This window comes from Aneurinibacillus sp. Ricciae_BoGa-3 (assembly GCF_028421645.1).
GTDB lineage: Bacteria > Bacillota > Bacilli > Aneurinibacillales > Aneurinibacillaceae > Aneurinibacillus_B.
This window is the reverse complement of record NZ_CP116887.1, coordinates 4,618,237-4,644,157: the sequence shown is the minus strand read 5'-3', so window position 1 is coordinate 4,644,157 and position 25,921 is coordinate 4,618,237. Positions and strand designations below refer to the sequence as shown.

Annotated in this window: 18 protein-coding genes and 1 pseudogene; 12 read left to right on the top strand and 7 right to left on the bottom strand. The window is 42.3% G+C overall.

Going from position 1 to position 25,921, the window contains the following annotated elements; translation table 11 throughout:
- The first annotated feature begins 103 nt into the window (after positions 1-103).
- Positions 104-1,258 (top strand): mandelate racemase/muconate lactonizing enzyme family protein, encoded by a 1,155-nt coding sequence (locus PP175_RS23650; RefSeq protein WP_272440644.1) that lies wholly within the window; start codon positions 104-106, stop codon positions 1,256-1,258.
- A gap of 92 nt (positions 1,259-1,350) precedes the next feature.
- Here PP175_RS23650 and PP175_RS23645 read toward each other — a convergent pair whose 3' ends face one another.
- The gene (locus PP175_RS23645; RefSeq protein ID WP_272440643.1) at positions 1,351-2,349 is read right to left on the bottom strand and encodes an HD-GYP domain-containing protein; all 999 of its coding nucleotides are present in this window, start codon (positions 2,347-2,349) and stop codon (positions 1,351-1,353) included.
- Positions 2,350-2,734: 385 nt separating this feature from the next.
- Between PP175_RS23645 and PP175_RS23640 the strand changes: the two genes are divergently transcribed.
- The 3 genes and pseudogenes from PP175_RS23640 (at position 2,735) to PP175_RS23630 (ending at position 5,293) form a co-directional block, all read left to right on the top strand.
- Complete coding sequence (locus PP175_RS23640) at positions 2,735-3,001, top strand: late competence development ComFB family protein (protein WP_272440642.1); 267 nt, start codon at positions 2,735-2,737, stop codon at positions 2,999-3,001.
- 518 nt (positions 3,002-3,519) lie between these two features.
- On the top strand, positions 3,520-3,690 hold the full coding sequence (locus tag PP175_RS23635) for a hypothetical protein (protein WP_272440641.1): 171 nt from the start codon (positions 3,520-3,522) through the stop codon (positions 3,688-3,690).
- Positions 3,691-4,151: 461 nt separating this feature from the next.
- A pseudogene (locus PP175_RS23630) lies at positions 4,152-5,293 on the top strand (IS110 family transposase).
- Positions 5,294-5,467: 174 nt separating this feature from the next.
- Here the strand turns inward: PP175_RS23630 and PP175_RS23625 are convergent.
- On the bottom strand, positions 5,468-7,156 hold the full coding sequence (locus PP175_RS23625; protein WP_272440640.1) for a methyl-accepting chemotaxis protein: 1,689 nt from the start codon (positions 7,154-7,156) through the stop codon (positions 5,468-5,470).
- A gap of 393 nt (positions 7,157-7,549) precedes the next feature.
- On the opposite strand from PP175_RS23625, the gene PP175_RS23620 reads away from it, so the two are divergent.
- From PP175_RS23620 to PP175_RS23610, 3 genes are all read left to right on the top strand, one after another.
- Complete coding sequence (locus PP175_RS23620) at positions 7,550-7,729, top strand: hypothetical protein (protein ID WP_272440639.1); 180 nt, start codon at positions 7,550-7,552, stop codon at positions 7,727-7,729.
- 146 nt (positions 7,730-7,875) lie between these two features.
- On the top strand, positions 7,876-9,174 hold the full coding sequence (locus tag PP175_RS23615; protein ID WP_272440638.1) for an esterase/lipase family protein: 1,299 nt from the start codon (positions 7,876-7,878) through the stop codon (positions 9,172-9,174).
- A gap of 180 nt (positions 9,175-9,354) precedes the next feature.
- Entirely contained in the window at positions 9,355-10,923 is a 1,569-nt protein-coding gene (locus PP175_RS23610) for a hypothetical protein (RefSeq protein ID WP_272440637.1), read from the top strand.
- A gap of 77 nt (positions 10,924-11,000) precedes the next feature.
- Here the strand turns inward: PP175_RS23610 and PP175_RS23605 are convergent, their stop codons facing one another.
- A complete protein-coding gene (locus PP175_RS23605; RefSeq protein ID WP_272440636.1) occupies positions 11,001-11,906 on the bottom strand; it encodes a hypothetical protein in 906 nt (301 codons plus the stop codon).
- 259 nt (positions 11,907-12,165) lie between these two features.
- Entirely contained in the window at positions 12,166-13,056 is an 891-nt protein-coding gene (locus tag PP175_RS23600) for a polysaccharide deacetylase family protein (protein ID WP_272440635.1), read from the bottom strand.
- Between the two features lie 505 nt (positions 13,057-13,561).
- Here PP175_RS23600 and PP175_RS23595 point away from each other — a divergent pair.
- Positions 13,562-14,845 carry an IS110 family RNA-guided transposase gene (locus PP175_RS23595; RefSeq protein WP_272440634.1) on the top strand — a complete coding sequence of 428 codons (1,284 nt, stop codon included), beginning with the start codon at positions 13,562-13,564 and terminating at the stop codon, positions 14,843-14,845.
- 402 nt (positions 14,846-15,247) lie between these two features.
- Positions 15,248-16,570, top strand: coding sequence for an MDR family MFS transporter (locus tag PP175_RS23590; protein ID WP_272440633.1), 1,323 nt, complete (start codon positions 15,248-15,250; stop codon positions 16,568-16,570).
- Positions 16,571-16,627: 57 nt separating this feature from the next.
- On the opposite strand, the gene PP175_RS23585 is transcribed toward PP175_RS23590, so the two are convergent.
- The gene (locus tag PP175_RS23585) at positions 16,628-17,506 is read right to left on the bottom strand and encodes a polysaccharide deacetylase family protein (RefSeq protein ID WP_272440632.1); all 879 of its coding nucleotides are present in this window, start codon (positions 17,504-17,506) and stop codon (positions 16,628-16,630) included.
- 145 nt (positions 17,507-17,651) lie between these two features.
- On the bottom strand, positions 17,652-18,575 hold the full coding sequence (locus tag PP175_RS23580) for a DMT family transporter (protein ID WP_272440631.1): 924 nt from the start codon (positions 18,573-18,575) through the stop codon (positions 17,652-17,654).
- A gap of 282 nt (positions 18,576-18,857) precedes the next feature.
- Between PP175_RS23580 and PP175_RS23575 the strand changes: the two genes are divergently transcribed.
- Both PP175_RS23575 and PP175_RS23570 read left to right on the top strand, forming a co-directional pair.
- Positions 18,858-19,481: a C40 family peptidase gene (locus PP175_RS23575; protein ID WP_272440630.1), complete on the top strand. Its 624-nt coding sequence runs from the start codon at positions 18,858-18,860 to the stop codon at positions 19,479-19,481.
- Positions 19,482-19,626: 145 nt separating this feature from the next.
- The gene (locus tag PP175_RS23570) at positions 19,627-21,447 is read left to right on the top strand and encodes a PAS domain S-box protein (RefSeq protein ID WP_272440629.1); all 1,821 of its coding nucleotides are present in this window, start codon (positions 19,627-19,629) and stop codon (positions 21,445-21,447) included.
- 56 nt (positions 21,448-21,503) lie between these two features.
- On the opposite strand, the gene PP175_RS23565 is transcribed toward PP175_RS23570, so the two are convergent.
- Positions 21,504-23,711 (bottom strand): EAL domain-containing protein, encoded by a 2,208-nt coding sequence (locus PP175_RS23565; RefSeq protein WP_272440628.1) that lies wholly within the window; start codon positions 23,709-23,711, stop codon positions 21,504-21,506.
- A gap of 416 nt (positions 23,712-24,127) precedes the next feature.
- On the opposite strand from PP175_RS23565, the gene PP175_RS23560 reads away from it, so the two are divergent.
- The gene (locus tag PP175_RS23560; protein ID WP_272440627.1) at positions 24,128-25,891 is read left to right on the top strand and encodes a methyl-accepting chemotaxis protein; all 1,764 of its coding nucleotides are present in this window, start codon (positions 24,128-24,130) and stop codon (positions 25,889-25,891) included.
- Positions 25,892-25,921: the final 30 nt, after the last annotated feature.

The window sequence follows — 25,921 nt, the reverse complement described above, 5'->3', positions numbered from 1 at the left end:
TCTTAATATTTAGCATACTATTTTGTGCTTGGACGTTATATTAATAGAGAACTTGTAATCCTGCGATAAACGGCAGGAGTACTCTCGTATAAGGAACGTAACAATGAAAATTATTGATGTCATTCCTCATGTGTTGACTATCCCTTTATCCGAACCATTTGCTTTTTCACAAGGCTGGGTGGAGAAGCGAAGTTCTATGATTGTTGAGATTGTAACGGATGAAGGGATCACAGGCTGGGGAGAATCTTTATGCCACGGATTACAGCCACCGGAGATTGCGGCTTCATTTGTCCAGTTCTGCTTCAAGGACATGTTAATCGGACGGGATCCGTTCGACGTGGAAGTGCTATGGGAGGAAATGTACAACCGCACACGCCCATTTGGCCAGTATGGTGCCGCGGTGAATGCAATCAGCGGTGTAGACATTGCCTTGTGGGATGCCATCGGGCGTTTCTTGAACAAGCCGATACATAAGCTGTTGGGCGGGGCTTTCCGTACAGATGTTGTTCCTTATGCAACCGGGTTTTACCGTGTGAAGGGAAAACAGTATCCCCAAGCAGGGGTGGAAGAGGCCAGGCAGCATGTATCCAATGGTTTTAAGGCACTGAAATTAAAAACCGGGTTCGGTGTGGATGAAGACATTGAGTATGTGCATTCCATCCGTGAAGCAGTGGGTCCGGATACCATCATTATGATGGATGCGAACTGCGGATATAATGCGGCAACTGCCAGACGGATCTTGTTGGAGTGTCAGCAGGCAAACGTACATTTCTTCGAAGAGCCCCTGGCTCCTGAGGACATGGAAGGGTATAAGAGCCTGCGGAATCTAACAGGCACTTACATCGCCTCTGGAGAAAATATATTTGGCAAGACTGGCTACCGCCAATGGATTTCTGGCGGAGTCTTGGATATTCTGCAGCCAGATTTGATGTCTGCAGGTGGATTTACTGAATGTAAAAAGATTGCAGCAATGGCACAGGCTTGGAATACAATGCTTGTTCCTCATGTATGGGGGTCTGGAATTGGATTAGCCGCTTCCCTACAATTTATCGCCAGCCTTCCGCCAACGCCGCTTTCGTTGAACCCGCAGGAGCCCATGTTAGAATACGATCAGTCGGCCCATCCATTTCGAGAGGATCTGATTTTTCACGCGATCCGTATGACCGAAGGAAGGGTGAAAATCCCGCAAAAGCCTGGCATCGGGGTAGAGGTTAATCGAGATGTCATTGAGGCTTATGGGAAAAATATATTTAAATAGCATATCGCATGCGAAAAATTCAAAGCAGTTATATTGAAAACTACCCGACAAATATGCTCTGGATACATAATGCCTCCTTCCAAAAATTATGATTAAGGGAAAACCGTTTCGATATGGACTGACGGATGCGTATTTAAATCGACAAATTCATCTCCGGTTTTGATTATGGGAGTAGTCGGATAAAAAGGATGAATAAATGTTATTATTCCTTCTCTTCCATCAGATAAAAGGGCTGATTTTCCGACAAGTGAGTTCATAATCTGATTCATAAATGTATGCAGGATGTGGGGATTCAATTTACCAAACCGCTCAGCATGCATTTGATTGATAACCTCGTGAAATGGTGGGGGATCCCGGTATACTCTTTTAGATGTAATCGCATGGAAGACATCAGCAATGGCCACAATTTTGCTAAATGGGTGAATTTGTTGCGCTTTTAAATGATAGGGATATCCACTGCCGTCTTCTCTCTCATGATGCTGTAGCGCAACAGTAGAATAAACATCTTCACATCTTTTCGTGTTCCGTAAGAGTTCATGACCAAAGTGTGTATGCCTTTTCATTATTTCAAACTCTGTGTCTGTTAATTTTCCAGGTTTATTTAAAATATGATTGGGGATCCCGACCTTACCAATGTCATGAAGAAGGGCCGCAGTACAAAGACAAGATAATTGTTCAGTGCTAAGGTTTATCCATTTGCCTATTAAGGTAGAGAGTATGGCAACGCCGATGTTATGTTTGTAAATATAATCATCCTTTGATTGCAGCAGGGATAGAATGGAAAAAACATCCTGATTCTCCGATAACTCATAAATGGCCGGGGTCAGTACACGTTCAACTTCTGTTAAAGGAATTTGGTAGTTTTGCTTTGCAAACTGAAAAATCTCTTTTATTTGTCCAGCGGTGTCCTGGATGATGGCTTCTTCTGGATGTGCTACATCCTCTTTTTCGAGGAAAATTTGGTGTTTAATCAGAAGTTTAACGTCTACGTGTTGCAGAGAGATGTTCTTAGGAAGCAGGAATCTCCCATCCCTTGTGATAATATCCCGTTTCAATCTCTTGCCAATAAAGGCTTGTTGTATTGCCATCATCTTCCCCCCATTGACCACGATAAGTATTATTTAGACCGAAATGTGTTTAATATCTATGAATAAGTAAAGCAATGCTATGCTGTAAAACTTTGTACTTAATTCATAAGTATTTTGAACCGGGATAATTTACACTATTTCAAACATACTAACATACAATTGTTAGAAAATTATGTCACAATTTGTTTGGGAGAATAAAATTTTTCATTGGTCTAATGTTAAAAACTGTGGTAATTTTTGTGTTTGTATGGTATTAATTTACTACGTTAAATACGATCAGAATTTACTGGTGAAAGTAAAGTTAACGAACTATTTGCCTATCGCTTGGTAGGGTTTATCTAGCAGCAGGAGTAGTATTCTACATCTGGGAGATTAGGGGAGTGTGAATATGTCAGTAATTAACGCTATGGAAAACGTAGTTAAACATTATTTTTCTGAGTTTGAAGAGAGGCAATATCTGAAATGTAACTGTGAGCACTGTAAGAATGATATTCTTGCGATTGCCTTGAATCAATTGCCATCCAAATATGTGTCTACTGCTATAGGAGAGGTATATATGAAAACGCTGATGATGGACAAACAAGTAGAATCAGATGTGCTAAAAGAAATTACGAATGCAGCAATGATAGTGGAAAAAAATCCTCATCATAACTAATAGTTTAGAGACTGGGTGGGATGTTTAAATGAAAACCCACCGGCTGTATGCTGGTGGGTGAAGGAACGGAATTTATTGTGCTTGTTCAATGATTTGTTCTTTATAGCACTCTATACAAAAACGTTGTGTTTCTTGAATTTCGTATTCAGTAAGTTTGACTCCACAACTCTGGCATGTTTTATCTGTTAGTATAATATTCATTTTTTTTGCTCCTAATTTTCGTATTATTATTTATAATAACACTTTTATGTAAGTTAAGCTTGTATTTTATGTGAAAAAATGATGAATTTTGTCGAAATTATGGCGGAGGAAATAAAAATTTCTTATAACAGAGGGGGATTAAACGGCTGTCAGCCAGTGCGGCTACTGGGAATCATACGCAGGTGGTGGAATTTTCTGCTCCCCAATAGGTATGAGTTGATCCCTTGTATGTGTATTTTTCAGTTATTTACAGCAGGGGATAAACACTACATAATGGTATCAGAATATTTAAATTAATGATGGAAGGAATGAAGAATATGTCATTTGCGAATTTTGACGATATTAACAGGATTTGTATCGAAATGGGTGAGGACAAAGAAGTGATTGGTACGATGGAAAGAATGGTTGTTAAGCTTCAGCCCGGCCAGGAGGAGCAACCATTTAGCAAACGTTGGCCTCTTTTTGAAGATGAAGAGATGTTCCCCTGACATATAGAAAGGGATATTATCAAATGAATATCATGATTTGGTGGGGTACTCTTTTTTATGGATTAAGACAATTTGGGAGTACCCTACATTTTTCATCTTTGTAGAACTTACAGAATACCATACTCAACCACCAACTTCGGTTCAGCGGACGTTTTAAAACCGTTGACCCAGTCAATTAAAAATTGCTCACACTCGCAAACAAAACTCTCATGGTTTTTTAGCCGCAACCCTGACATGAAAATCAGGTTTAGCGGCTCTTCTTTTCACCTACACTGGTAGTAACTCAGAGGTTGACGAATACGTGGTTTTTTATGGTGGCTTGACCCTGGAAACAAAACTGTTTGGAAAGACGTGGAGCACAGCCCTTTGTTAACATCCCTTCGGGATGATTACGGACAGAAAAATATCATTCGTTCCGTCTCTCCAACAACCTCTGGAATTTTCTAATAGGAGTAAAATAGATGGAAGCCATTGTTACTCATTGTGCAGGCTTAGATGTTCACCAAAAAAACATTGTGGTAGCTGTCATGGCTGGAAAAGAAGATGAAACCCCAGAAACGGAAGTCCGTTCTTTTCCTACAATGACAAGAAATCTTTATGAGATGCTTCGTTGGCTTGAAGAAAAAGGCGTGACGCATATCGCCATGGAAAGCACAGGTATCTATTGGAAACCAGTGTATAACATCCTTGAAGGATACTTCGATATTACACTCGCGAATGCACAGCGTATCAAAAATGTTCCCGGTCGCAAGACCGATGTCTCCGATGCCGAATGGATTGCGAAATTGTTACGTCATGGCTTAATCGAAAAAAGCTTTGTTTCTTCGGCCGATATACGTGAACTGCGCGACTTAACAAGACTTCGCAAAAAATGGATCGGTAACCTGACAGCGGAGAAAAATAGGATTCAAAAAGTATTAGAGACTTCCAATATTAAATTGTCCAATGTGATCTCTGACATTTTCGGTGTTTCAGGTCGCAATCTTTTAGCCCGACTGGTTGAACAGGGATTTCTCGAATTACAGGAGATCGAATCTTGTGTAAAGGGCCAGGTAAAGAAGAAAGTGGACGCGATCTCCGACTCCTTGTTTGGAACCATTGATACCCATCAAATGTTTATGATTCGCCATTCATGGAACCACATTGAATTCCTTGAGGAATCCATTCGTCAGCTTGATGTAGAAATCGATAAACACCTTGAACCTTACCGTAAAGAAGTAGAAATTATCCAAAGTCTTCCGGGTGTGAACAAAATTACTGCTGCTTGCGTTATTGCCGAAGTCGGAGTAGATATGAATCAGTTTCCTACCGCACATCACTTAGCTTCCTGGGCAGGAGTGGCGCCTGGAAACCATGAGAGTGCGGGTAAAAAAAAAGCACACGGACCACAAAAGGGAACCCGCATATAAAGGCGGCTCTCTGCGAATCTGCTTGGGCGGCTTCAAAGACAAGGAACACACAGTTTTCTGCAATGTTTTGGCGATTGGCTTCCAAACGTGGGAAGAAAAAAGCTCTAGTTGCATTAGCTCATAAGATGTTGCGGATTCTTTATTTCATGCTTTCTAATCAAGCATTGTACATGGAGATGTTACCCACGGCATAACGGATCATCTTTTCCAAAAAAGATAGTGATTAATCAAGGGAATTTAAAAAAGATCACCCTTGCTTTCCCATTGTCTTTTCTCAAAATGTGTATGTGCAATCATACTTTATCACTTCGTGATTTTCACAGAAAAAGACACAGACTTCTGTCTGTGTCCATTAAACTATGCAAACATTATTTAATATTAAATTTGGCAACTTCACTTTGTAACTCTTGCGCAAGCTTACTTAATGATTCTGATGAAGCTGCGATTTCTTCCATAGAAGCTAGTTGTTGTTGAGAAGCTGCAGCAACTCCCTGTGTGTTGGTTGATATGTCAGCGGATATTCCGGTAAGTTGCTCGACGGAAGCCGTTAATTGCTCAGTACTTGCTGATATTTCTTCGGTTGCCGCCGATACTTCCTGTACCTGTCCAGTGACTCGTTGAACCGAATTCAAGATATGATGGAATGCTTGTCCTGCCTGAGCAACAATCTCAGATCCAGACTCCACTTCTTTTGTTCCTTTATGCATCACCGTTATCGCATGGGTTGTATTCTGTTGAATTTCCTGGATTAAGGATGCAATCTGTTCAGAAGATTGCTTGGTTTGTTCCGCCAGCTTTCGTACTTCATCCGCAACGACAGCAAATCCCTTGCCATGCTCGCCTGCTCGAGCCGCTTCTATAGCGGCATTCAGTGCGAGGAGATTCGTTTGGTTTGCGATATCACTAATGACTTCAATAATTTGCCCGATTTGCTTTGAGTTTTCACCTAAATCTTCAATAACAGCAGCAGCACTCTCTACTGACTGTGTGATTTCTTCCATTTGATTTACCGTTTGACTAATAACCTGATTTCCTTCCTCTGCCTCACGTAATACCTCAATCGATGACTCGGACACGTTAGAAGCTGATTCAGCAATCCGCTGTAACCCAACTGCACTTTCTTCCATTGCTCTTTTGTTCTCTTCCATGCTTTTCATCTGAACATCCGCGGAGTTGGAAATATCCTGAATAGATGCAGCCACCTGATTTGCCGCATGGGCAGATTGTTCAGAGCCGGCATATAGCTGTTCGGAAGAAGCGGCTACCTGTTCTGCGCTTTCAATCACTTTTCGAATGAGTTCATGGAGATTATGTTTCATTTGATTGAAGGAATCAGCCAACTGCCCAATCTCATCCCGGTTTTTTACAGCGATATCAGCCACGGAAAGATTTCCATCAGCAATTTCTTTTGCAGCGTTGGATACTGCTGTGATAGGTCTAGAAATGAGACGGCTAATATAGAAAGCAATCACTGCTCCTAACAATAAAGCAATAATCGCGACGCTCCATACTGTGGTTTTAACTTGGAAGACTTGATCCTGTGTTTTTTTTGTTTCCGAATCGAGTAGATCTTGTATCGATTTTTCCAGTTGTATACTCTTACCAGTGAACTGATTGCTCAGTGGAGTTCCTTTTTCAGTAAGTAGTTTTGTAAATGCCTGTACATTATTTTGTTTTTTGTATTCGATAACCTGGTCCATCACTTGTACATAATCGCTATGAAGTTGATCCATCTCCTGATGAAGTTTTATACCGCCTGGTGTATACAGGAGTTTTCCAAGTTGATTGGATGTTGTTTTGTAGTCATCTTTTGCCTTATTGTACTGCTGGATAAATACATCATTTCCATAGATTAAGTAACCTCGTGCATCTCTTGATTCTAAGGTTGCTAAATACTTAAGGTCCTTGGTTAGGAGGGCTTTTTTTGCTTGCTCGTTAATTAATTTGCTATAAGTCGTATCTACAGAAGATAATTCCGTCAAACTAATTACTGCAATAGCAATCAATAATACAAGAATGATTCCAAAACCACTAAATAATTTTTTACTGATATTCATCTGAAACCTCACATTCCAATTGTTTTTTGCGTTCCTTCTTTTAAATGAGTTTGTCCTATAACTATGTTTTAGGCAAATTTATTAATGATAATATATGTTTCGTCATAATTCGACAATAATTCTAGTCTAAAGTATTACGGTTATGTGACAATTTAACGACATACAGTCAATTGTTTTGTTACAAATTTCTGGGTGGGCAGTGCTGACCTGTATCTCGTAAGGGTCCTAACATACGTTGAGAAGGATCTAGCAAACCATTTGTAAACGTATTAACAAACACCGTTTCACAAGCGTATGGTGTTTCATAGAAGGGATTGTATTACGCCATATCAGAGCATATAAATAATTTGGAGAGAAAAGATGGTGATTAAATCCTGATGGAGGAAGAACGATATGCCTTCAAAAATTTACAAAGTACACAGTGACAAAGAAAATGGTCGGCTTGTTTGGTTGGTCACAAGAATAGGGCATATGTCTAAAGGAAATTATGTGATGGCTAAGTTCTATGATAGGGCTGCTGTTCAAATTTTTCTTCAGGCACTTGAAGATACAGGATATAAACAACAATCGTAGTTTGTTTTTTATAAAAACCTGCCCTTTTGATGAGCAGGTTTTTCGTTCCCTCTAAACGAGTATTTAAAGCTGCGTTAAATCATAGATACGACTTCCATTAGAATTTGATACTATGGGAATATACGCAACAAAATGGGGGGAACACCATGTCCTTTTGGCAAAAGTTAAAACTAACAATAAAAAAATGGCTGCCTGCAAGACAGGAGGAACTAGAGAAACAGAAGGAACAGAAGGACATTGCATCCGACCGGTTGGACTCTGATGTTCCTATTCCTGATCTTATCAAGAATGAAGCTGTACAAGTTCCCCCTCCGATGCGGCCGATTCCAACAGGCCGTGCCTATCAGGTGCTGGAAAGGTTCTATGACAGTAAATACTGGGGATGGACAGAACGGATTAGAGGGTATCAGGATCGGTTAACGCAGGAAAAGTTTATTCCGGAAAATGAATGTAAAGATGAAGAAATCACTCGTTATTTTGGATCGCCGCAACCTTCTTCCTATCATGTACTTCTGCATTACTTGCCTGCACCAAAGAAATTACATCAAAATCCGGTTTTGCTTGTGCATGGTGCGTCACACAATGCGAATCTATCCTGGTGCCAATCTTTACAGCAGGAAAAAGGCCTTGTTTATTCGCTATCAGCGTCAGGAAGAGAGGTATTCGCGGTGACGTTTGCCCATTCCCATGGCGATAACTGGCAGCAAGCAATTCAACTATCAAACGTTATTAGACGAATCAAGGAAGTCGTCCATGCGGATAAGATCGATTTGATTGCCCACAGTAAAGGTGGTGTGCCTGTGTGGATGTACCTGGCAGACCTCTGCCGTCCCTGGGATGCGGGATATGGAGGCGAAGTGGAAAAGTATATGATGCTGGGCACCCCGAACCGGGGGCTGGATTTTCCGTTCCGTCATGTCTCCCCGAACTGGTCCGTGATTAGGATGGGGATCAATGCGCCGATTGCTTGTGATTCAATGATGTATTATGGCCTTTACATAGATACGACGGAGCGAAGCATTTATCGTGATGGTGCGTTTCCGGGTTCCAGTCAACTTCTGTATCGCTGGGACGATAAATACCCCGTTCAGGTTCCGTCTAAAACTTTGTACTACGGTGGACAAAATCTTTTTCTTCATTCCCGGGGTATCGATGCAGCGATTGATGACGGCGGCCATCTAATGGACAAACTACTGTCTTCACCGATTGATAGCGACATCGAAGTACAGATACTAGCGGGCAATCAACCTTTTTTTAATGGCATACCTGGGGAGCAAGATGGCCTAAGCGATGGGCTTGTATTTGTGGACAGTGTCCAATTTGCCGATGGAATTGCACGTTCACCTGATCAAGTCAAACGAAAAGATGTCCTGCCTCTTAATCATTTGGAACTGCTTTATCATCCCGATGCGCATCAATGGGTGCTGGATGGATTCTTACCTTGATAGAAATCAAATCAATGTTTTTAATACTAGAACATACGCAAATTAGCCTTTACACAACTTTAACAATAAATTTTATAGATTCTCATTTTTCTCCTATATGGTTATAAACGTGATAAAAGCAGGGCCATCACAAATCTTTTTTTGGTAGCGTACATATTTTACTATAGGAGATGAATAACTGTGAAACTAGCAAAAATATTACTGCCTAGTGTAATCATTATAGGTGCAATTGTTCCATCAGTGGTTCAAGCGGCATCCAATACGGCATCAGCTGCTGAACACAACTACATACAGTACAACGGCCATTATTTCACTCTGGTAGAAAAAGCAGGTTATGATGCAAAGGCCTGGTACTTTCAGAACAATGCAGCGTTTATGTCATCTATTAAGAATGGTACGAAGCTGTGGTGGAATAACTATCATACGAAGTTAAACGCTTGGAACGCTGTTACAGGGAATGCGTACCGCCTTGTTGATGTTCCCGCTAAATTTTCGATCGCTAATAAATACTTTCAGCGCGCTGTAGCTGCAATGAATGACGAAAAGATGACTTACAATGAGTATGTCAATACTGCCGCTTCTAATGAAAAATACGCGCAAAAATGGAATGCCAAAACGAAGAAGGTTCAGGCAGCTAAACTTAAAGCCTTGTATAATCGTTTACACAACGATGAACTGGTCTATATGGCTAATAAAGAGAAATACACTGAACAGCTTAACCAAGTAAACAAAGTAACTGCAGCCCCGATTATAAAATCCCTTGTGGGCACTGGAACGGTTACAACGATTAATGGTTTTAAAGCCAGCCTATTTGCTCAAGGTACACCCGCAAATAGCAGTGCTGATGATATCACAGTTTTAAACTCTCATATATTTGTGGTCTATCAAAATGGTGTTGGATCCAAAGGTGAAGCTAGCAAGTCTGGAGCCACGCAAAGCACAATTGTAGAATATGATAATAGCGGAAAAAAGATTAATAGTTGGAATGTAACGGGGAAAGTAGATGGAATGACAGCGGATGCTTCGAATGATCGTGTGCTGGCCACTGTTAACGAAGATGCAAATTCAAGTATGTATATCATTCGGCCTCATGCCGCACAAAACCAGCAAGTACAGCATATCACCTATTCTGCACCTCTTGCTCATGGTGGAGGGACAGACAGTATTGCCATACAAAATGGAGCCATCTATGTTTCGGCATCTGCGCCTGCTGCTGACGCAAGCGGCAACTATACAAAGGCTGCTTTATATCAGGTAACCATAACCGGAAGTACTGCGTCTTTAGACCCTGTACTAATGGGTAATGCAGCAGCGACAGATGTAACAACAGGAAAGCCGGTAACCTTAAATCTATCAGACCCCGATTCAAGTACGGTCGTTCCAACTACGGATACCCAATATGGCGGAGATGTTATGCTCGACAGCCAGGGAGATTCAGAGCTCGTGTTTATCAAAAATCCAGGAAAAAGCGATCAAGCGCAAACGCGGCTTTCTCTTGGTACCCAAGTCGATGATGTAGCGTGGGCAACCAGTTCTAGGGGAAATCTATATGTAACAGACGGCAGTGACAACAAAGTATATACAATAACCGGGAACTTTACACCAGGCACTGTATTTGTAGCATGTCCGAGTGATTCGGGAGTTGCTGGGTTTATAGGCACTTTAGATTTAAGTACAGGTACGATTCATCCATTTGCATTGGGCATTAAATCCCCAAAAGGTTTACACTTTGTTCCTCAAACTAATTAGCGCGCAAAACAGCCTGGGTCCAGATGAATTTGGACTCAGGCTTTTTTTTAATAGTCGAAGTGATTTGATGAAAAGGGTTAGAGATGGACGCTGAGAGAATCAGCTGTCGTAGGTTGGGAAACTGGTGTCGGAGCTGGATCTGGAGTGTTAGAACCACTAATGATTACATTTAAGGCTGCCGTTACACTTTGCTTGGTTGCTAGAATTTGCTGCTTAGTCATGAGGATTTGTTGTTTTAATTCAACGATTTGTTCAAGCGCATTGGCGGCGGCTGCATAGTTTTTTCCTTTCATTGCTTGACGAAACGTATCCCATTGGGCTTTCTTTTGAACTTCTAACGGTTTAATAGAAGCCCATTGAGTTTTTTCCTGTGCCCATAGGGTATGTACGGAGCCAAAGGATTGTTTGTTATCGCTCACCCTATCTTTTCGAGAAGCTAGAACTTGTTTATATTGGATTCGTAAAGCATTTAAGCGGGTGTTGTCTTCCTTGATTTTGTTGGTAATGGCTGCAAGAGCTACTTTATCTTTTCCTTTTTTAGCTGCCTTTGCTAAGTCATGTTGAGCTTTTAAATCATCACGAATGCTTTTTCCTTGCTGAGCTAAAGATTGAAGTTTTACTTTAATAGAAGTATTATCGTCTTTGCGAGCACCTGATAGTCCTTTGAGTAAACTTTCATTTTTTGCTGTTTGGTCTTTTAATTGAGCATCGATTTGTTTGTCCTGCTGACGGAGCTGAACAATTTGGGCATAAATTTGCTTTATGGCTTGTACCTGGGGGTTAACTGCTTTACCGGTTTTGGGAACCGATACTGTAAATGGAGCAGCCGTAGGCGTTGCTGGACCGCCGGTAGTAGATGCATCAGAAGTTATGACTGTAGAGGAGTTCGTAACCGCCGACCCATTTGTTGAATCAGCAAAAACAGAAGAAGATACCATCGATAAAGACGCAAATACAGCAAAAGCAACTACTTTCTTTTTCATTCCATTTTCCCTCCCATAATTTACATTTCAATTTAAATCTTTTAGTTCATTTACTTTATAGTTGTTACAACTAAACTATAAGTCGAAACGATTAATACATTGTTAGAATTTGGTTTACTTTTAACGAAAGATCTATGAAAATTGTCCTTATAACGTGTAACAACTAGCAGGTTACTAATGGACATGTAATAATTGTCGCGAAGAGCACAAAATAAAGAGCCGTGTTCACACACAGCTCTTAATACTAGATAGGGTTCGATTATTTTGTTTTCTGCTCTTGAGGAATAGGAGAAGCGGGAAGTGCGGCCATGTTGTAGCCTTTGCTTCGGAGGTATTGGATGACCTTTGGCAGCATCTTAACGGTCTGCTTGCGTTCATGCATGAGAATAATGGAACCAGGTTTTACGCCGCCACGCTGGATATTCACAAGAATTTTGTCTGGGTTACGCGCTAAACTCCAGTCTAAACTATCAATCTGCCAGAAAATAATGTATTCGCCAATGGCCTTGCTGACTTTGCCTGTCTCCTTGTTTACCGAGCCATAAGGCGGGCGCATGTAAACAATTTTATGGCCAATTTTTTTCTCAAGGAGTGCGGCTGTTGCGGTTAAGTCCTGTGACTGTTTACTGGCACTTTCTTTACCGAGTGCGTCGTGATGCATCGTATGCGAACCGATCACATTGCCTTGCTGGATCAGTTGGTGGCCAATCTGGCCGAATTGATTCGTCACCTGGTCGCCGATCCAAAAGAACGAACCATGGATGCCATATTGCTGCAGAATGGAAGCAATACTCCTGGTGTATGTTCCGGGGCCATCATCAAATGTCAGGTAGATGGTTTTATGGTCTTTGGTCGGGATATTCTCAATTAGCGTACCTAACGGCGGTACTACGTTTCCTTGCGCGGGTGGTGTCACTGCCACAGAGGCTCCTGTGGGCGCGTTCTCTTTGTCAGGAAGCGTCTGCTGCTTGTTAGTTGTGTTCACCTGTAATGACGCTACAGTTTGTGCATTTGTGCTAGTTGGCTCAATTTTGTGGGCCTCACTTGCTGATGAGATAGATGCATGGTTAAAAATAAGATTTATGACGGCAATAATGGCTAAGCAGGCAAGTGCCAACCAAATCACGACGGATTTTCTTTGCCGTTCCATCTCGATGTTTCCCTCCCCCGACAAACCTGTATATCGATGTAAAAACGCTTTGCATAAAAATAGAATAAAAAGATTGGCACCTGGGCGCTGTAGTTTTCATATCGTATGCAGGCGTTCCGTCTTTGGTGACTGGGGAAAACAAAAGCCCATGGCATTTAAACCATCTTATCTAAAGAATAAAATTAGAGAGTTTCTTTCTAGACATCAAACAAAAATTTTCCTATACTGATGAATGTTATAAAAAGCATTATTAAATGGATTGACGAGTATGTAAGACAAATGCCTACTTATTACTCCATCGTGCAAAGGATTCATCTTACTATTAAGAGATGGCTCCTTTCATCGATGGAGTTTTATTTTTTTTTTTTTTTTTTTTGAGGTATGAAACAAAAAAGGAGCATTCCTGTTAAGGGAAAATTTGAGGTTCGATAAAAAAAGTACCTCCTGTTAACATACGAGGTGTCAGCCTGCAGGCGACCTTTAAATAACAGAGGAGGTACACACCATGAATTATAAGCAAAATCAGCGTATCGAGCAAATGAATGAGTTTACATTAGTGGTAGGGGTTGACATCGCCAAGCACAAACATGTTGCGAGGGCGCAGGATTATCGAGGCATCGAAATTGGGAAACCTTGTACGTTTGACAACTCACGGTCTGGATTTACTCATTTGTGGAAATGGACACGTTCGCTTATGGAAGCCCATTGTAAAACTCACGTTTTATTTGGAATGGAACCGACGGGGCACTACTGGATGCCTCTAGCTCAGTTTTTACGTCACGAAGGCGTTCCCGTTGTTCTGGTTAATCCGCTGCACGTTAAGCGTAGTAAAGAACTTGATGATAACTCACCAACCAAAAATGATGTGAAAGATGCCCGTGTCATTGCACAACTTATGAAAGATGGTCGTTACTCTGAACCCCAGATTCCGCAAGGAATCTATGCCGAACTTCGTGTCGGAATGAACATACGAGAACAGCTATCTAAAGACTTATTGCAAGTTAAAGGGCGAATTCACAACTGGCTAGATCGCTATTTCCCTGAGTTTTTAACAGTCTTTAAAGATTGGGAGGGAAAAGCAGCGCAATCTACACTTCGTCATTTTCCTTTACCAGAGGATATTGTACAGCGAGATGCAGAAGGTATTGTCCAAGTGTGGAGAGTTGAGGTTAAACGTGCTGTTGGGATAAAAAAAGCCTCTCAGCTTATTGAAGTGGCTCAGAAGTCTATCGGGCTTCAGTCTGGAGTAAGAATGGCCCGACAAGGACTCCAAGCTCTGTTGAGCCAACACAAGTTGCTTTGTGAACAGCTTGAAGCGTGTATGGAACAAATCAAGTGTCTGATTCAAGAGATTCCTGGATCCGCTCAGATGATGACGATCCCTGGTGTAGGACTGGTTACAGTGGCAGGCTTCCTTGCGGAAGTCGGGGATCTTATGGGTTACTCTCACCCTCGTCAGATTCAAAAATTAGCTGGCTTTAATTTAAAAGAAAACAGTTCAGGCAAGCATAAAGGCAGAACCCGTATTACGAAAAGAGGTCGTCCGAAACTGCGTGCCCTCCTGTTTAAATGTGTGATGCCACTTGTCGCTAAAAACCAGCAGTTTAAAGCCCTACACCATGAGTTTACTACCCGAGCTGTGAACCCGCTTCGTAAGAAGCAGTCGCTTATTGCTTTATGTTGTAAATTGATTCGTATTTTCTTTGCATTAGGGCGCAAACAACAGCCATATGACGCTACGCTTGTGAGTAATCCATCTCAACATGCACTTAAAATAAACGTTGCGTAATCTATTTTTTCTTGAACATACTTAGTTTTTCTCATTCATCATTGTAAAAAAGTAAGCACGGAGAAGCTGAGCGTTATTTTTTACCATTCGGGCATTTGACCCTGCAAAGGAGCTTTTTCAGCCTCCACCCCACGGATAGGTAGAACGAAGGAATGTAAGGGCCGTAAGGACCCCGTGAGACATGGGAGGGTACACCACCTGGGCTATTGTGGAGATCCATTGTGCTACCATAATTTTTATTTTTTATAAGAAAATTCGGTCACCCCGTTTTTGCCCTTTTCTTCTATCCATATAAAACCACTTCTTATTATTTTTGGTTTTATAACGTTTGCTGACTTGCAAGAAATACTGAGAAAATAAGAGTATTCAAGAGAAAAACTTATTTTATAGAGGGAGGATATTATGCAAAGTCGGTTTTCGGTAGTAACGAGCATTGTTATCGCTATGCTCATCGCTTCATTAGATACAACGATTATGAACACAACATTGCCTGTAATCGTTAAAGAATTAGGTGATTTTAAACTTTACGCGTGGGTGTTTGCTTCCTATATGATAATTAGCACAGTTACCTCACCTATTTATGGAAGGCTGGCGGATATTTATGGGCGTAAGCGAATTTTTGCGATAAGTGTCGTTCTTTTCATGATTGGTTCTCTTTTATCTGGATGGTCTAGGTCAATGGTGCAACTCATTTTATTTCGCGCGATTCAGGGAATAGGAGCTGGAGGTATTCTTCCGCTCGCTGTTATCATTGCGGGGGATTTGTATTCTGTGGAGCAAAGAGGGAAAATCCAGGCCTTGTTTACTGGCATGTGGGGATTGGCAGCTGTTTTAGGACCGATGCTAGGTTCAGTGCTCGTTGAATATGCTACCTGGCGTTGGATTTTTTATATCAACATCCCTCTCGGAATTATTGTGTTACTGTTATTAATTCGATTTAAAGAGGAGTTTAAAGGCCATAAAACGCCAGTTGATTATTGGGGAGCTCTTATATTCACCATATCCATCAGTTTATTGCTGCTTGTTACAATCGTTACAACCAATCAAATGATGTGGTTCATAGCTGGTTTAGTATTATTGTTTCTATTCATTCGTTTTGAACAGAAGCAGAAGGATCCATTGATTCCATTAAGTTTATTTAAGAACCGCACTGTTTCGGCAATTATTATTAATACCTTTCTGGCCTGTACCGCTTTATTTGGGACAAGCAGTTATGTTCCTTTATTTTTACAAAAAGTAGCAGGGGAATCCATATATCAAAGCGGTCTTGTGCTAGTAGGCACGGCCATAGGGTGGATGGCAGCGGCTGTACCTGCTGGTAAGTGGATCATTCGTATGGGTGGAAGGCTTCCGTTAATCATTGGTAATGCAAGTCTAGTGCTATCAGGTATTATGCTTTTGTTTCTTAATAATGGCACGGGTTTTTGGTATGTGTTTCTCATCATGATAGTCCAGGGGTATGCGTTTGGTTTATTGCTAACCGTTTCGATTATCTTATGCCAACAACTTGTGAGGCCAGAGGAAAAGGGGGTTTCAACCTCTCTGCAAATGTTTGCAAGAAACATGGGCACTGCCATAGGTGTTACCATCATGGGCTCGCTCTTAAACCATGGAGCTTCCATTTTGATTGGCATTCAACATTTGTTTGAATACGGCTGTATTCTCAGTGTAATCGCGTTTATTTCTGCGCTCCTTATTCAGGAGAGAAAAAAGTTAATCATGTGAGCTACAAAATAAAGAGCCGTTTGCGAAGACGGCTCTTTATCTTTAATAGATTGGAATTTATTTGCCCTTTTCCACTTTAGGAATAGGAGAAGCGGGAAGTGCGGCCATATTGTAGCCTTTGCTTCGTATATATTCGATAACCTTCGGCAGCATTTCAACGGTCTGCTTCCGTTCATGCATGAGAATAATAGCGCCCGGTGTTAGGTGGTCTTTTTCGATATTGGTAAGTATTTTTTGTGGGTCATGAGCCAGGCTCCAGTCTAAACTATCAACCTGCCAGAATATAATGTATTCGCCAATCTCTTTGCCGACTTTTTTGGTGTCTCTGTTTACCGAGCCATAAGGCGGGCGGATGTAGTCAATTTTATGGCCGATTTTCTTTTCGAGCAGGGTGGCTGTGGCGGTTAAATCCTCTTTTTGTTGTGCGGCATTTTCCTTGCCAAGTGCATCATGGTGCATCGTATGCGAGCCGATGACATCGCCTTGTTCAATCATTTGATGGCCAAACTGGCCCAGCTCATTGGTGACCTGGTCTCCAATCCAGAAGAACGAACCATGGATGCCATAATGCTGAAGGATGGAGGCGATATCCTTCGTATAGTTTCCAGGGCCATCATCAAATGTTAGGTATACTGTTTTGTTGTCTTTGGCCGGGATATTTGCAATTAATTTTCCCAATGGGAGGGCTGTATTGCCTTCCTGAATTAAAGCCGACGCTGTTGGAGTATGCTTCTCCTGTATCTTCTGCTGCAGCTTCTTATTTGTGTCCCCCGGCAGTGTATCTGTATTTTTTACATTGGCCTGGTTCGCTTGATCGGTTTGGGCTGGACTTGCAGATAACGGTGATGCGTGGTTAAAAATAAAGTTTACAATAATAATAATAGCGAGGCAGCCTAGTGCTGACCAAATGATGATTGCCTTTCTTTGCTGTTTCAATTTTATATCTCCCTCTCCTAATAATCTTGCACTCTATCATAAAGGCCTTTTCTTAGAATAGAACAAGAGATTCGATAAATTTACAAAAAAACAACAAACCCCTTGTGCCATGAACGGCACAAGGGGTGTAAACTATCGACAGCTGCTAGGATTCCACCGCGCTTTTATTCATGTTCAGTTTGCGATTACCAGCACCGAACGAACTCTGGTTCGCAATGAAGACCCCGAATAACACGAGAATACCGCCAATGATTTGGGTTGTATGTATGGCATCGCCCAGTACATAGTGCCCCACGATAAGCGCGATGAATGGTGGGATATTCATGAACATCGAAGCGGTTCCTGCACCGACTACAGCCACGCCCCGATTCCACCAAAAACCCGCCATGCCCTGCGCAACAATGCCGGCGATACCCATAAGGATCCAGGCCAGTAGACTATGGCTGATTTGGATATGGGAAAACAAGTCTTCCCCGATAGCGGCAGGCGCCATCAGCACACTACCAAGAATCGTAGAGAAAATCGTGACTGCGTAGGATGACATGCTATTGGTAAGTCCTCTGATAAACAACAGGCTGATTGATAGGCCTAGCATCGCGAACAGCAGATACAAGTCTCCCATTGTAATGCCCAACGACTGGCCTGCAAATGCGACGATGATAAACACCCCAGCCAGGCAACATACGGTTCCAGCCATTTTTGCCAGCGTCATCGGGACTTTTAGAAAGATACGTTCCAAAATGGTTGTAGCTACAGGAGACATGGCTATGATCAATGCCGCGTTGGATGCCGTTGATTGATGCAGACCGGTAAAATAAAAAATTTGGTTGAAGAGCGTGCCGAAGATGCCTACACCGGCTAATAGCAACCATTCGTGCTTCGTTGGCCGTCGCAATCCTTTCATTTTTAGCGCCACGGCAATTAGAAAGAGTGACGTCATGGAGATTCTAGCAAACGATAAGAAGATAGGAGAAAAAGCACGGAGCAGAAACGCGCTCATCACATAGTTACATCCCCAAAGCAAAGAAACGCCAAAAAGGCCCAATAGAGCCGATTTCTGAACAGACATGTTTTTACCATCCTTTTTGATAGTTGATTCACGACCCACTGCTTATTGTATGCTGCTTTCTAATCATACAACACCATCCAGATAAAACAAACCAACTCGTACCCCCTAAATTACCCTGTGAAACCAAATAGCCTTAATATTTACCTGAAATTAAAATTTTAACAGTGTATCAATATTTAGATAATAAAATGATCACATTTTACCTTTAAAGTAAGATAAGAACAAAGAGAGTGTCGAGGTTCACCTTAAATGACGCTAAACATCGGAGGGGTAAAAACAAGCATGAAAAAAGCGATTTTAGGTTCTCTTATTCTAGCAGGCAACTTATTTGGAGGAGCGGTGTTTGCATCCTCAACTACTACATATACGACTAACGCGCAAGATACATATTGGAAGATTGCTCAAAAATACAACGTTAATGTGAATGATTTAATGAAAGCGAACCCCACAGTAAAGGCTAGCAATATGTATGAAGGGCTTACGATACAAATTCCTGCCAGGCCGGCTTCTGATTCCGGGTCATGGCAAACAAAAGCGGACGCGATTATTGCAACCGGCAAGACCCAGCTTGGAACGCCTTATGTTTTTGGCGGAGACACGCCAAATGTCGCGCTGGACTGCTCAGGTTTCGTACAGTATGCGTTCAACAGCCATGGCTATAATCTGCCGCATTCCGCTGCATTGATCAGCAAGATGGGCGTTTCTGTATCCAAAGATCAGCTTCGCAAAGGAGATCTTGTCTTCCTCTCCGGCACCTATAAAGCAGGAGTCTCTCATGTGGGGATTTACCTTGGGAACAACCAGATGCTGCAGGCGAGCTCATCCGGCTGCGTGAAGATTAGTTCTTTGTTTGGCAATCCGTATTATAATGCCCATTATTGGGGAGCGAAACGGCTCATTAATTAAGAAAAATCAAGAATATCCAGCGTGACTGTGGACGGACTCTACTAGCAGGGTCCGTTTTTATTTTTCGAGCTTTCCGGCTAAATGATAATCACTTATAATGAAGGGAATATCTTAAATCTGCTTATGCGTGTAGGAGGAGTAGGCCTTGCTTCCAACGGACAAGAGCTCTAATAGTGGGACTTTCAATTATAGTTCATTTGTGGCAAGGGAAGAGTTAAATCACCTTTTTAATCTGTCTGTAGATTTGTTTTGCATCATATCTGTAGATGGCTATTTTAAGACCCTTAATCCCAGCTGGGAACATACGCTTGGTTTTACGAGAGAGAGATTATGCTCGGAACCTTTTGTAAATTTTATCCACCCTGATGATCAGCGGGCAACGCTTCATGCTCTGGACAGGCTTTCGCAGGGAGAGAATGTATTAAACTTTGAAAACAGATATCGTTGTAAGGATGGCACGTATAAATGGCTGATGTGGAATACTATTGTCGAGAATGAACGGTTCTATTCCGTGGCCAGGGACATTACCAAACAGAAAGAAATGGAAAAAGAACTGAGAGAAAGCGAGGAGAGGTACCGCAGGTTAGTCGAACTCTCTCCGGATACGGTTGTTGTACATACAGACGAAAAAATTACATATCTAAATGAAACGGGTCTAAAACTTGTTGGCGCAGCTTCTCTGGGAGAAATAGCGGGCAGGTCGATCATGGATTTTATCGATCCTTCCTCCAGAGAATCAGCATTTGAAAGAAAACGGCGGATACAGACAGAGGGGAAACTCACGGATTCTGGTGAATACAAAATCCGTAAACTCGACGGAAGTCAGATAGAAATGGAACTTCAGTCCACGACTATTACATATGATGGGAAATCTGCCGTTTTGGCTGTTATGCGGGATATCTCGTCGCGAAAAAAGATGGAAAAAGAACTATGGGAAACCCAGGAAAGGTATCGGATTATTACTGAAAATGTATCGGACATCATTAGCATTTATGACAAAGAGGGGACGTTAAAATATACATCGCCTTCGAGAGCGTCGATTTTAGGAGGCTTCCCGGAAGCATGTACTGAGAAACAGCTGTTCTCGGGTATGCATCCGGATGATAGGAAACGCGTGGAAGCTGCCTATGAGCGCATGGTTGCTATGAAAGAGCCGATTCGGCAGGAGTTTCGCTATCGCCACATAAATGGCCACTGGATTACATTAGAAACCATCGCGATACCTGCAATGGAAGAAAATGGCTCTATTGAAGATGTTGTGCTTGTATCGCGCGATACCACGGAACGGAAGCGGATGGAAGAAATCATACGCAGGACAGACAAGCTGGCTGTTGTTGGGGAGTTAGCAGCTGGTATCGCCCATGAAATTCGCAACCCTTTAACATCTTTGGTGGGTTTTACCCAGCTCCTGCAATCCAGAGATAAAGAAAATGAGCAATACTTTGAAATTATGTTATCAGAGTTGAACCGCATCAATTTAATTGTTGGCGAATTTCTTCTGCTCGCCAAACCCCATATTTTAAGTTTTGAAATGAAAAACCTTGCGGCATTATTAGGCAATGTTGTTTCGATATTAGAAAGTGAAGCAAACAAAAACAATATTCAAATCATTACAGACATCCCGGCGAACATTCCGAACATAAAGTGTGAACAAAACCAAATGAAGCAAGTCCTCATTAACATCCTAAAAAATGCAATTGAAGCGATGCCCAATGGGGGGCGGATTTTTGTCAAAGTAAAAATGGAAGACGATCAGAACATTCTGATTCAAGTGACCGATCAGGGGTGCGGGATTTCTGAAGATCGCCTATCCAAATTAGGAGAGCCTTTCTATACCACAAAAGAAAAAGGGACTGGTTTGGGACTAACGGTTAGCTATAAGATTGTACAAAATCATCATGGGAAAATGAGAATCAAGAGCGAGAAGGGTAAGGGCACGACCGTTGAAATTGTGTTGCCTGTATAATCGTGGTAAATATATAGCCGAAAGCCCTGATGAGAATCATCAGGGCTTTGCAGCTTCTATAGTAAAGGATTTTTCCGTTCTGCAGTACGAGGATAACGGCGGGCAGCAATTTTGACGATTTGGCGCCATCTCATTTCACTCTGCTCGAGTTCTTCCTCCATTTGTTTTCGTTCCGTAATGTCTACACATGAGGCGATAACTTCCACCACACACCCGGCCCTGATGATAGGTCGCAGAGCGGCGAAATAATAAACTCCGTTGAGTTTTCCTTCATAGTTTACGCAGTGTCCCGCCCAGGCTTGTTTATAATACATTAACTTTTTTTGCGCTTCTTCAGGGGGAAGAAAGTCAAATAATTCTTTGCCAACCATTTTTCCGGGAGATAGCCCCATGCGGTAGAGCAATTCGCCGTCGCCAAGTGTATGAATAAACGCGCCATTGTTTTCTTTAAATTTAAAAGTCATGCCCTGCTGCATACGTATGGTGTCGTGAAGATCCTGCCGGGCCATCCTAAGGGCCTCCTCCAGCCACAACTGCTGGTTTATGGCCTCGGGGACGCCACACTTTGCAAGAATGGTCTCCACCTTGGCAAACTTGTGCTCGAGTTCGTCAATGGATACGGGTTTGCAGAAGAGATACCCCTGGGCTTCATGGCATAAATGCTGCTGAAGAAAAGGTAAATGTTCCTTCGTTTCAACCCCTTCAGCAATGACACGAAGGTTTAGATTTTTGGCCATGGAAATAATGGTTTGCACAATGGTGGCATCACTTGAGTTTTTCAAACAATCCCGGACAAACGACTGATCGATCTTCAACTTATCCACCGGGAATTTTTTAAGGTAAGCGAGTGAGCTGTAGCCTGTGCCGAAGTCGTCGATGCTGATTTCGATGCCTAATCTTTTTAAATCGGTCAGAATCTTAATGGAGCGGCCCACATCCATTGTAATGCTCTCCGTAATTTCTAATTCTAGATACCCCGGAGCCAGTTTCGTTTCCTTCAGCACCTTGCACACCATTTCAACCAAATCCGTTTGATAAAATTGACGGGCGGACAGGTTAACGGCAACACGCAGGGGAGGCAGACCCTTGTCCTGCCATTCTTTGACCTGTTTGCAGGCGGTGTATAGTACCCACTTACCAATGGGAACAATGAGCCCGGTTTCCTCTGCTAAAGGGATAAATTCCCCCGGTGAGACAAATCCCAGTTCAGGGTGATTCCAACGAATAAGGGCTTCTAAGCCGCAGACTTTGCCTGAATGCAAGTCAATCTGAGGTTGATAATGAAGCACAAATTCGTTGCGTTCCAGCGCTCTATGCAAGTGAGTTTCCATTTGCAGTGTTGCCTGCGCCTGGGATGTAATAACCTTTGTATAAAATCGAAAGGTGTTTTTTCCTTCCCGCTTTGCCTCATACATGGCTAAATCAGCAAACTTAATCATTTCTTGTACGGATATACGATTTTCTACATTCTCGGATATACAAATACCGATACTGGGTGAAATAAAGATGTCGTTACTGTCCAAATTGAAGGGTGTACTATAATGGTCAATGATCTGCCGGGCTATTTGCTCGCATTCCTTCCGGTTCGTCTCGGGTATGACAACGATAAATTCATCACCTGAATGGTGAAAAGCTGTTCCTTTGGCAATCCCGTTCACTAAGCGCTCGGCTACCATTTGCAGCAATTGGTCACCAATTAAATGTCCCAAGGAGTCATTTACAATTTTGAACCGGTCCAGATCCATAAATAGAATCGCCACGGGACTTGATTGCAATAGCTCCCTGTCGAGCACTTCATACAGATACCTCCGGTTTGGCAGACCTGTCAGTTCATCGTGGTAAGCCAAATGTTTAATATGTTCTTCGGCGATTTTACGATCGGTTACATCCCGGCCAATAACAATCAGGCCCTTGCGATGCCCGTCCGGATAAAAAAGAGGTACCCGAATGACATCAAATGTTTTTGATGTCCCGTCAACCTGGGGGATCTGCTCTTCACAGCGCGAAACGACCCCGGATTCCCATGCCCTTTTATCAGACTGTTCACAGTATAGAAAGGCATCCTTAAAGAATGGGGAGTAAGTGGCCAGTTCGGCATCTGTTTTCCCTACATAAGGAATGTGTTCGAGTTCAAATAGTTCAACGGAGAATTGATTCGTTTTCAGCCAACGTCCTTCTCCATCTTTAAAACAAACAAAATCTGGCATTTCATTTATTAAGGCACTCAACTGTTGTATGTTCTCTTCTAATTCCTGTTTCTCCATGCGAACCTCCACCAGTTAGCGTTAAAAACTACTTCCAGAATGAAAGAGTCCCCTCACCATTTTGCTATAAAAAACCCATTTCCATAGTGCAAAGAGGAGTAAAGCTCTTAAAAATGTTATCGGGTGATTCAGCAAAGACCTTTAATTGATTTAGGAGTTGGTAGATATTATCTTTAAGTGTCTGGCCACGAGAAACACCAACAAGAACGCTCAAAAGGGCATGTAATGGGTACGCTGACTTTCAAAAAGAACAATTCGTTGTATGAGAACTGCAGCTTATGTAATAGGTTATTGTACCCATGATCTTTGATTTATTCTGTAACAATTAAACTAATCAGATTGTTTTTAACGTTTCCACATGGTATATATTGTTTAGGTAAAAAAAGCTATATGGCTGCGAAAGGAACGAATCATCCATGTCATTATTCAGGAAAAAAGTCGCTCTGTCGTTTTTCTCTAAGAATCTTATTTTTTCGATATCAAGCATGGTAGTGACCGGCTTAGTCATGTCTATCGTCAGTTTTTTTGTGTTGAACAATGCGCTTACCAGCACGTTAACGCAACAGGCAAAGGGGGTAGCTAATCTCTGGGCCACTACCTTACCGCTCCAGGAAGTACTGGACGCGAAAAATAACCCTGATCCCAATTCTGATGCCCAGCGGAAGATCACAAGCCGCTTGAATGCAATCTCAGCGAATAATCCAAATGTATCATTAGGATATATTTTCTATCCGGAAGTTTATCAAGGAAACAAAACGAAATGGATTGCACTGGATAAGAATCTATCGAAAGATGGGCTTAAACCAGGCCAATTGTTTGATCAGCCTCCAGAAATGGTTAATGCTTATAACCAAATTAACCAGACAAAAGCGATCACAACACCGCCAATTTACCAGGATAGCGTGGGCACGTGGATGACGGTTATGGTGCCGATTTTTGACAGTAACCATAATCTCGTTGCTGTTTTTGGCGCTGATTCCGATGCCTCATTAATTAAAAAACAGGAAATGAATCTTATTTATATATTGGCGATTTCTTTTGCTGTCTTTCTGATTCTTGGCATTATCATTCAAGTGTTTGGTATCCGGAAGCTTCTGCAACCTGTGAAAGATTTGCTTGCAGGCATGGCAAGAATGAGCCAGGGGGATTTAACCCAGCAGCTGGCGGTTAAATCTAACGATGAACTTGGTCAGCTTTCTCAGAATTTTAACACGATGGTGAGTTCTCTCAGAGACACCATTCAGCAGGTAAGCCTGACTACCGAGCATCTTGCTTCATCATCCGAAGAGCTGGCTGCCAGCGCAGACCAGTCAACCAAAGCATCTGAACAAGTGTCTACCGTGATGCAGGAACTGGCTGCCGGGACGGAGGAGCAGGCCAGCAGTGCTGCGACTACGAGCGAAGCCATTCATGAAATCGCATCAACCGTTCAACACATAAAAGTACTGTCGCAATCTGTGTTAGGCCAATCAAGCGATGCCACGGGACTTGCCCATTCCGGGGATGAATCCATCCAGCAGGTGATCAGCCAGATGAATTCGATTTATTCAACGGTAAATGTCTCAGGTGAATCGATTAAAGAGCTTGGTGAACATGCCCAGCATATAGGAACGATTGTGGAAGCCATTACCGATATTTCCAGCCAGACGAATCTATTGGCGCTTAATGCTGCGATTGAAGCAGCAAGGGCCGGGGAACATGGCCGTGGCTTTGCCGTTGTTGCCGATGAAGTCCGCAAGCTTGCTGAGCAATCGTCCGCTTCCGCGCAGAAGATCAACGACTACATCACCACTATTCAGGAAGGTATTTACAAAGTGACCGAGACCATGGAAGCGGGCACGAAAGAGGTAACCCACGGCATCACGGTCGTAAATAAAGCTGGGGATACGTTCAGCCAAATCCTTCATTCGGTAAATGAAGTTTCAGGTAAAGTGAGCGAGTCTTCCGGCGCTATCGAAAAAATGTCGTCAAGCATTGACGAAATTGTTAGCTCTGTTGAAAGAATTGCTCATGTTACAACTACCGCAGTCGATGGCGTTCAGAATGTGTCGGCCTCAACCCAGCAACAGTTAGCGTCGATGGAAGAGATCACGAGTTCTGCCGATTCTCTATCCAGGCAGGCCGAGGAGCTCCAGCAGCAAATTAGCAAGTTTACAATCGCGAAAGAGCCCACTGAATAAGCGCAGTCAATAAAATGAGTACAGAAGGTG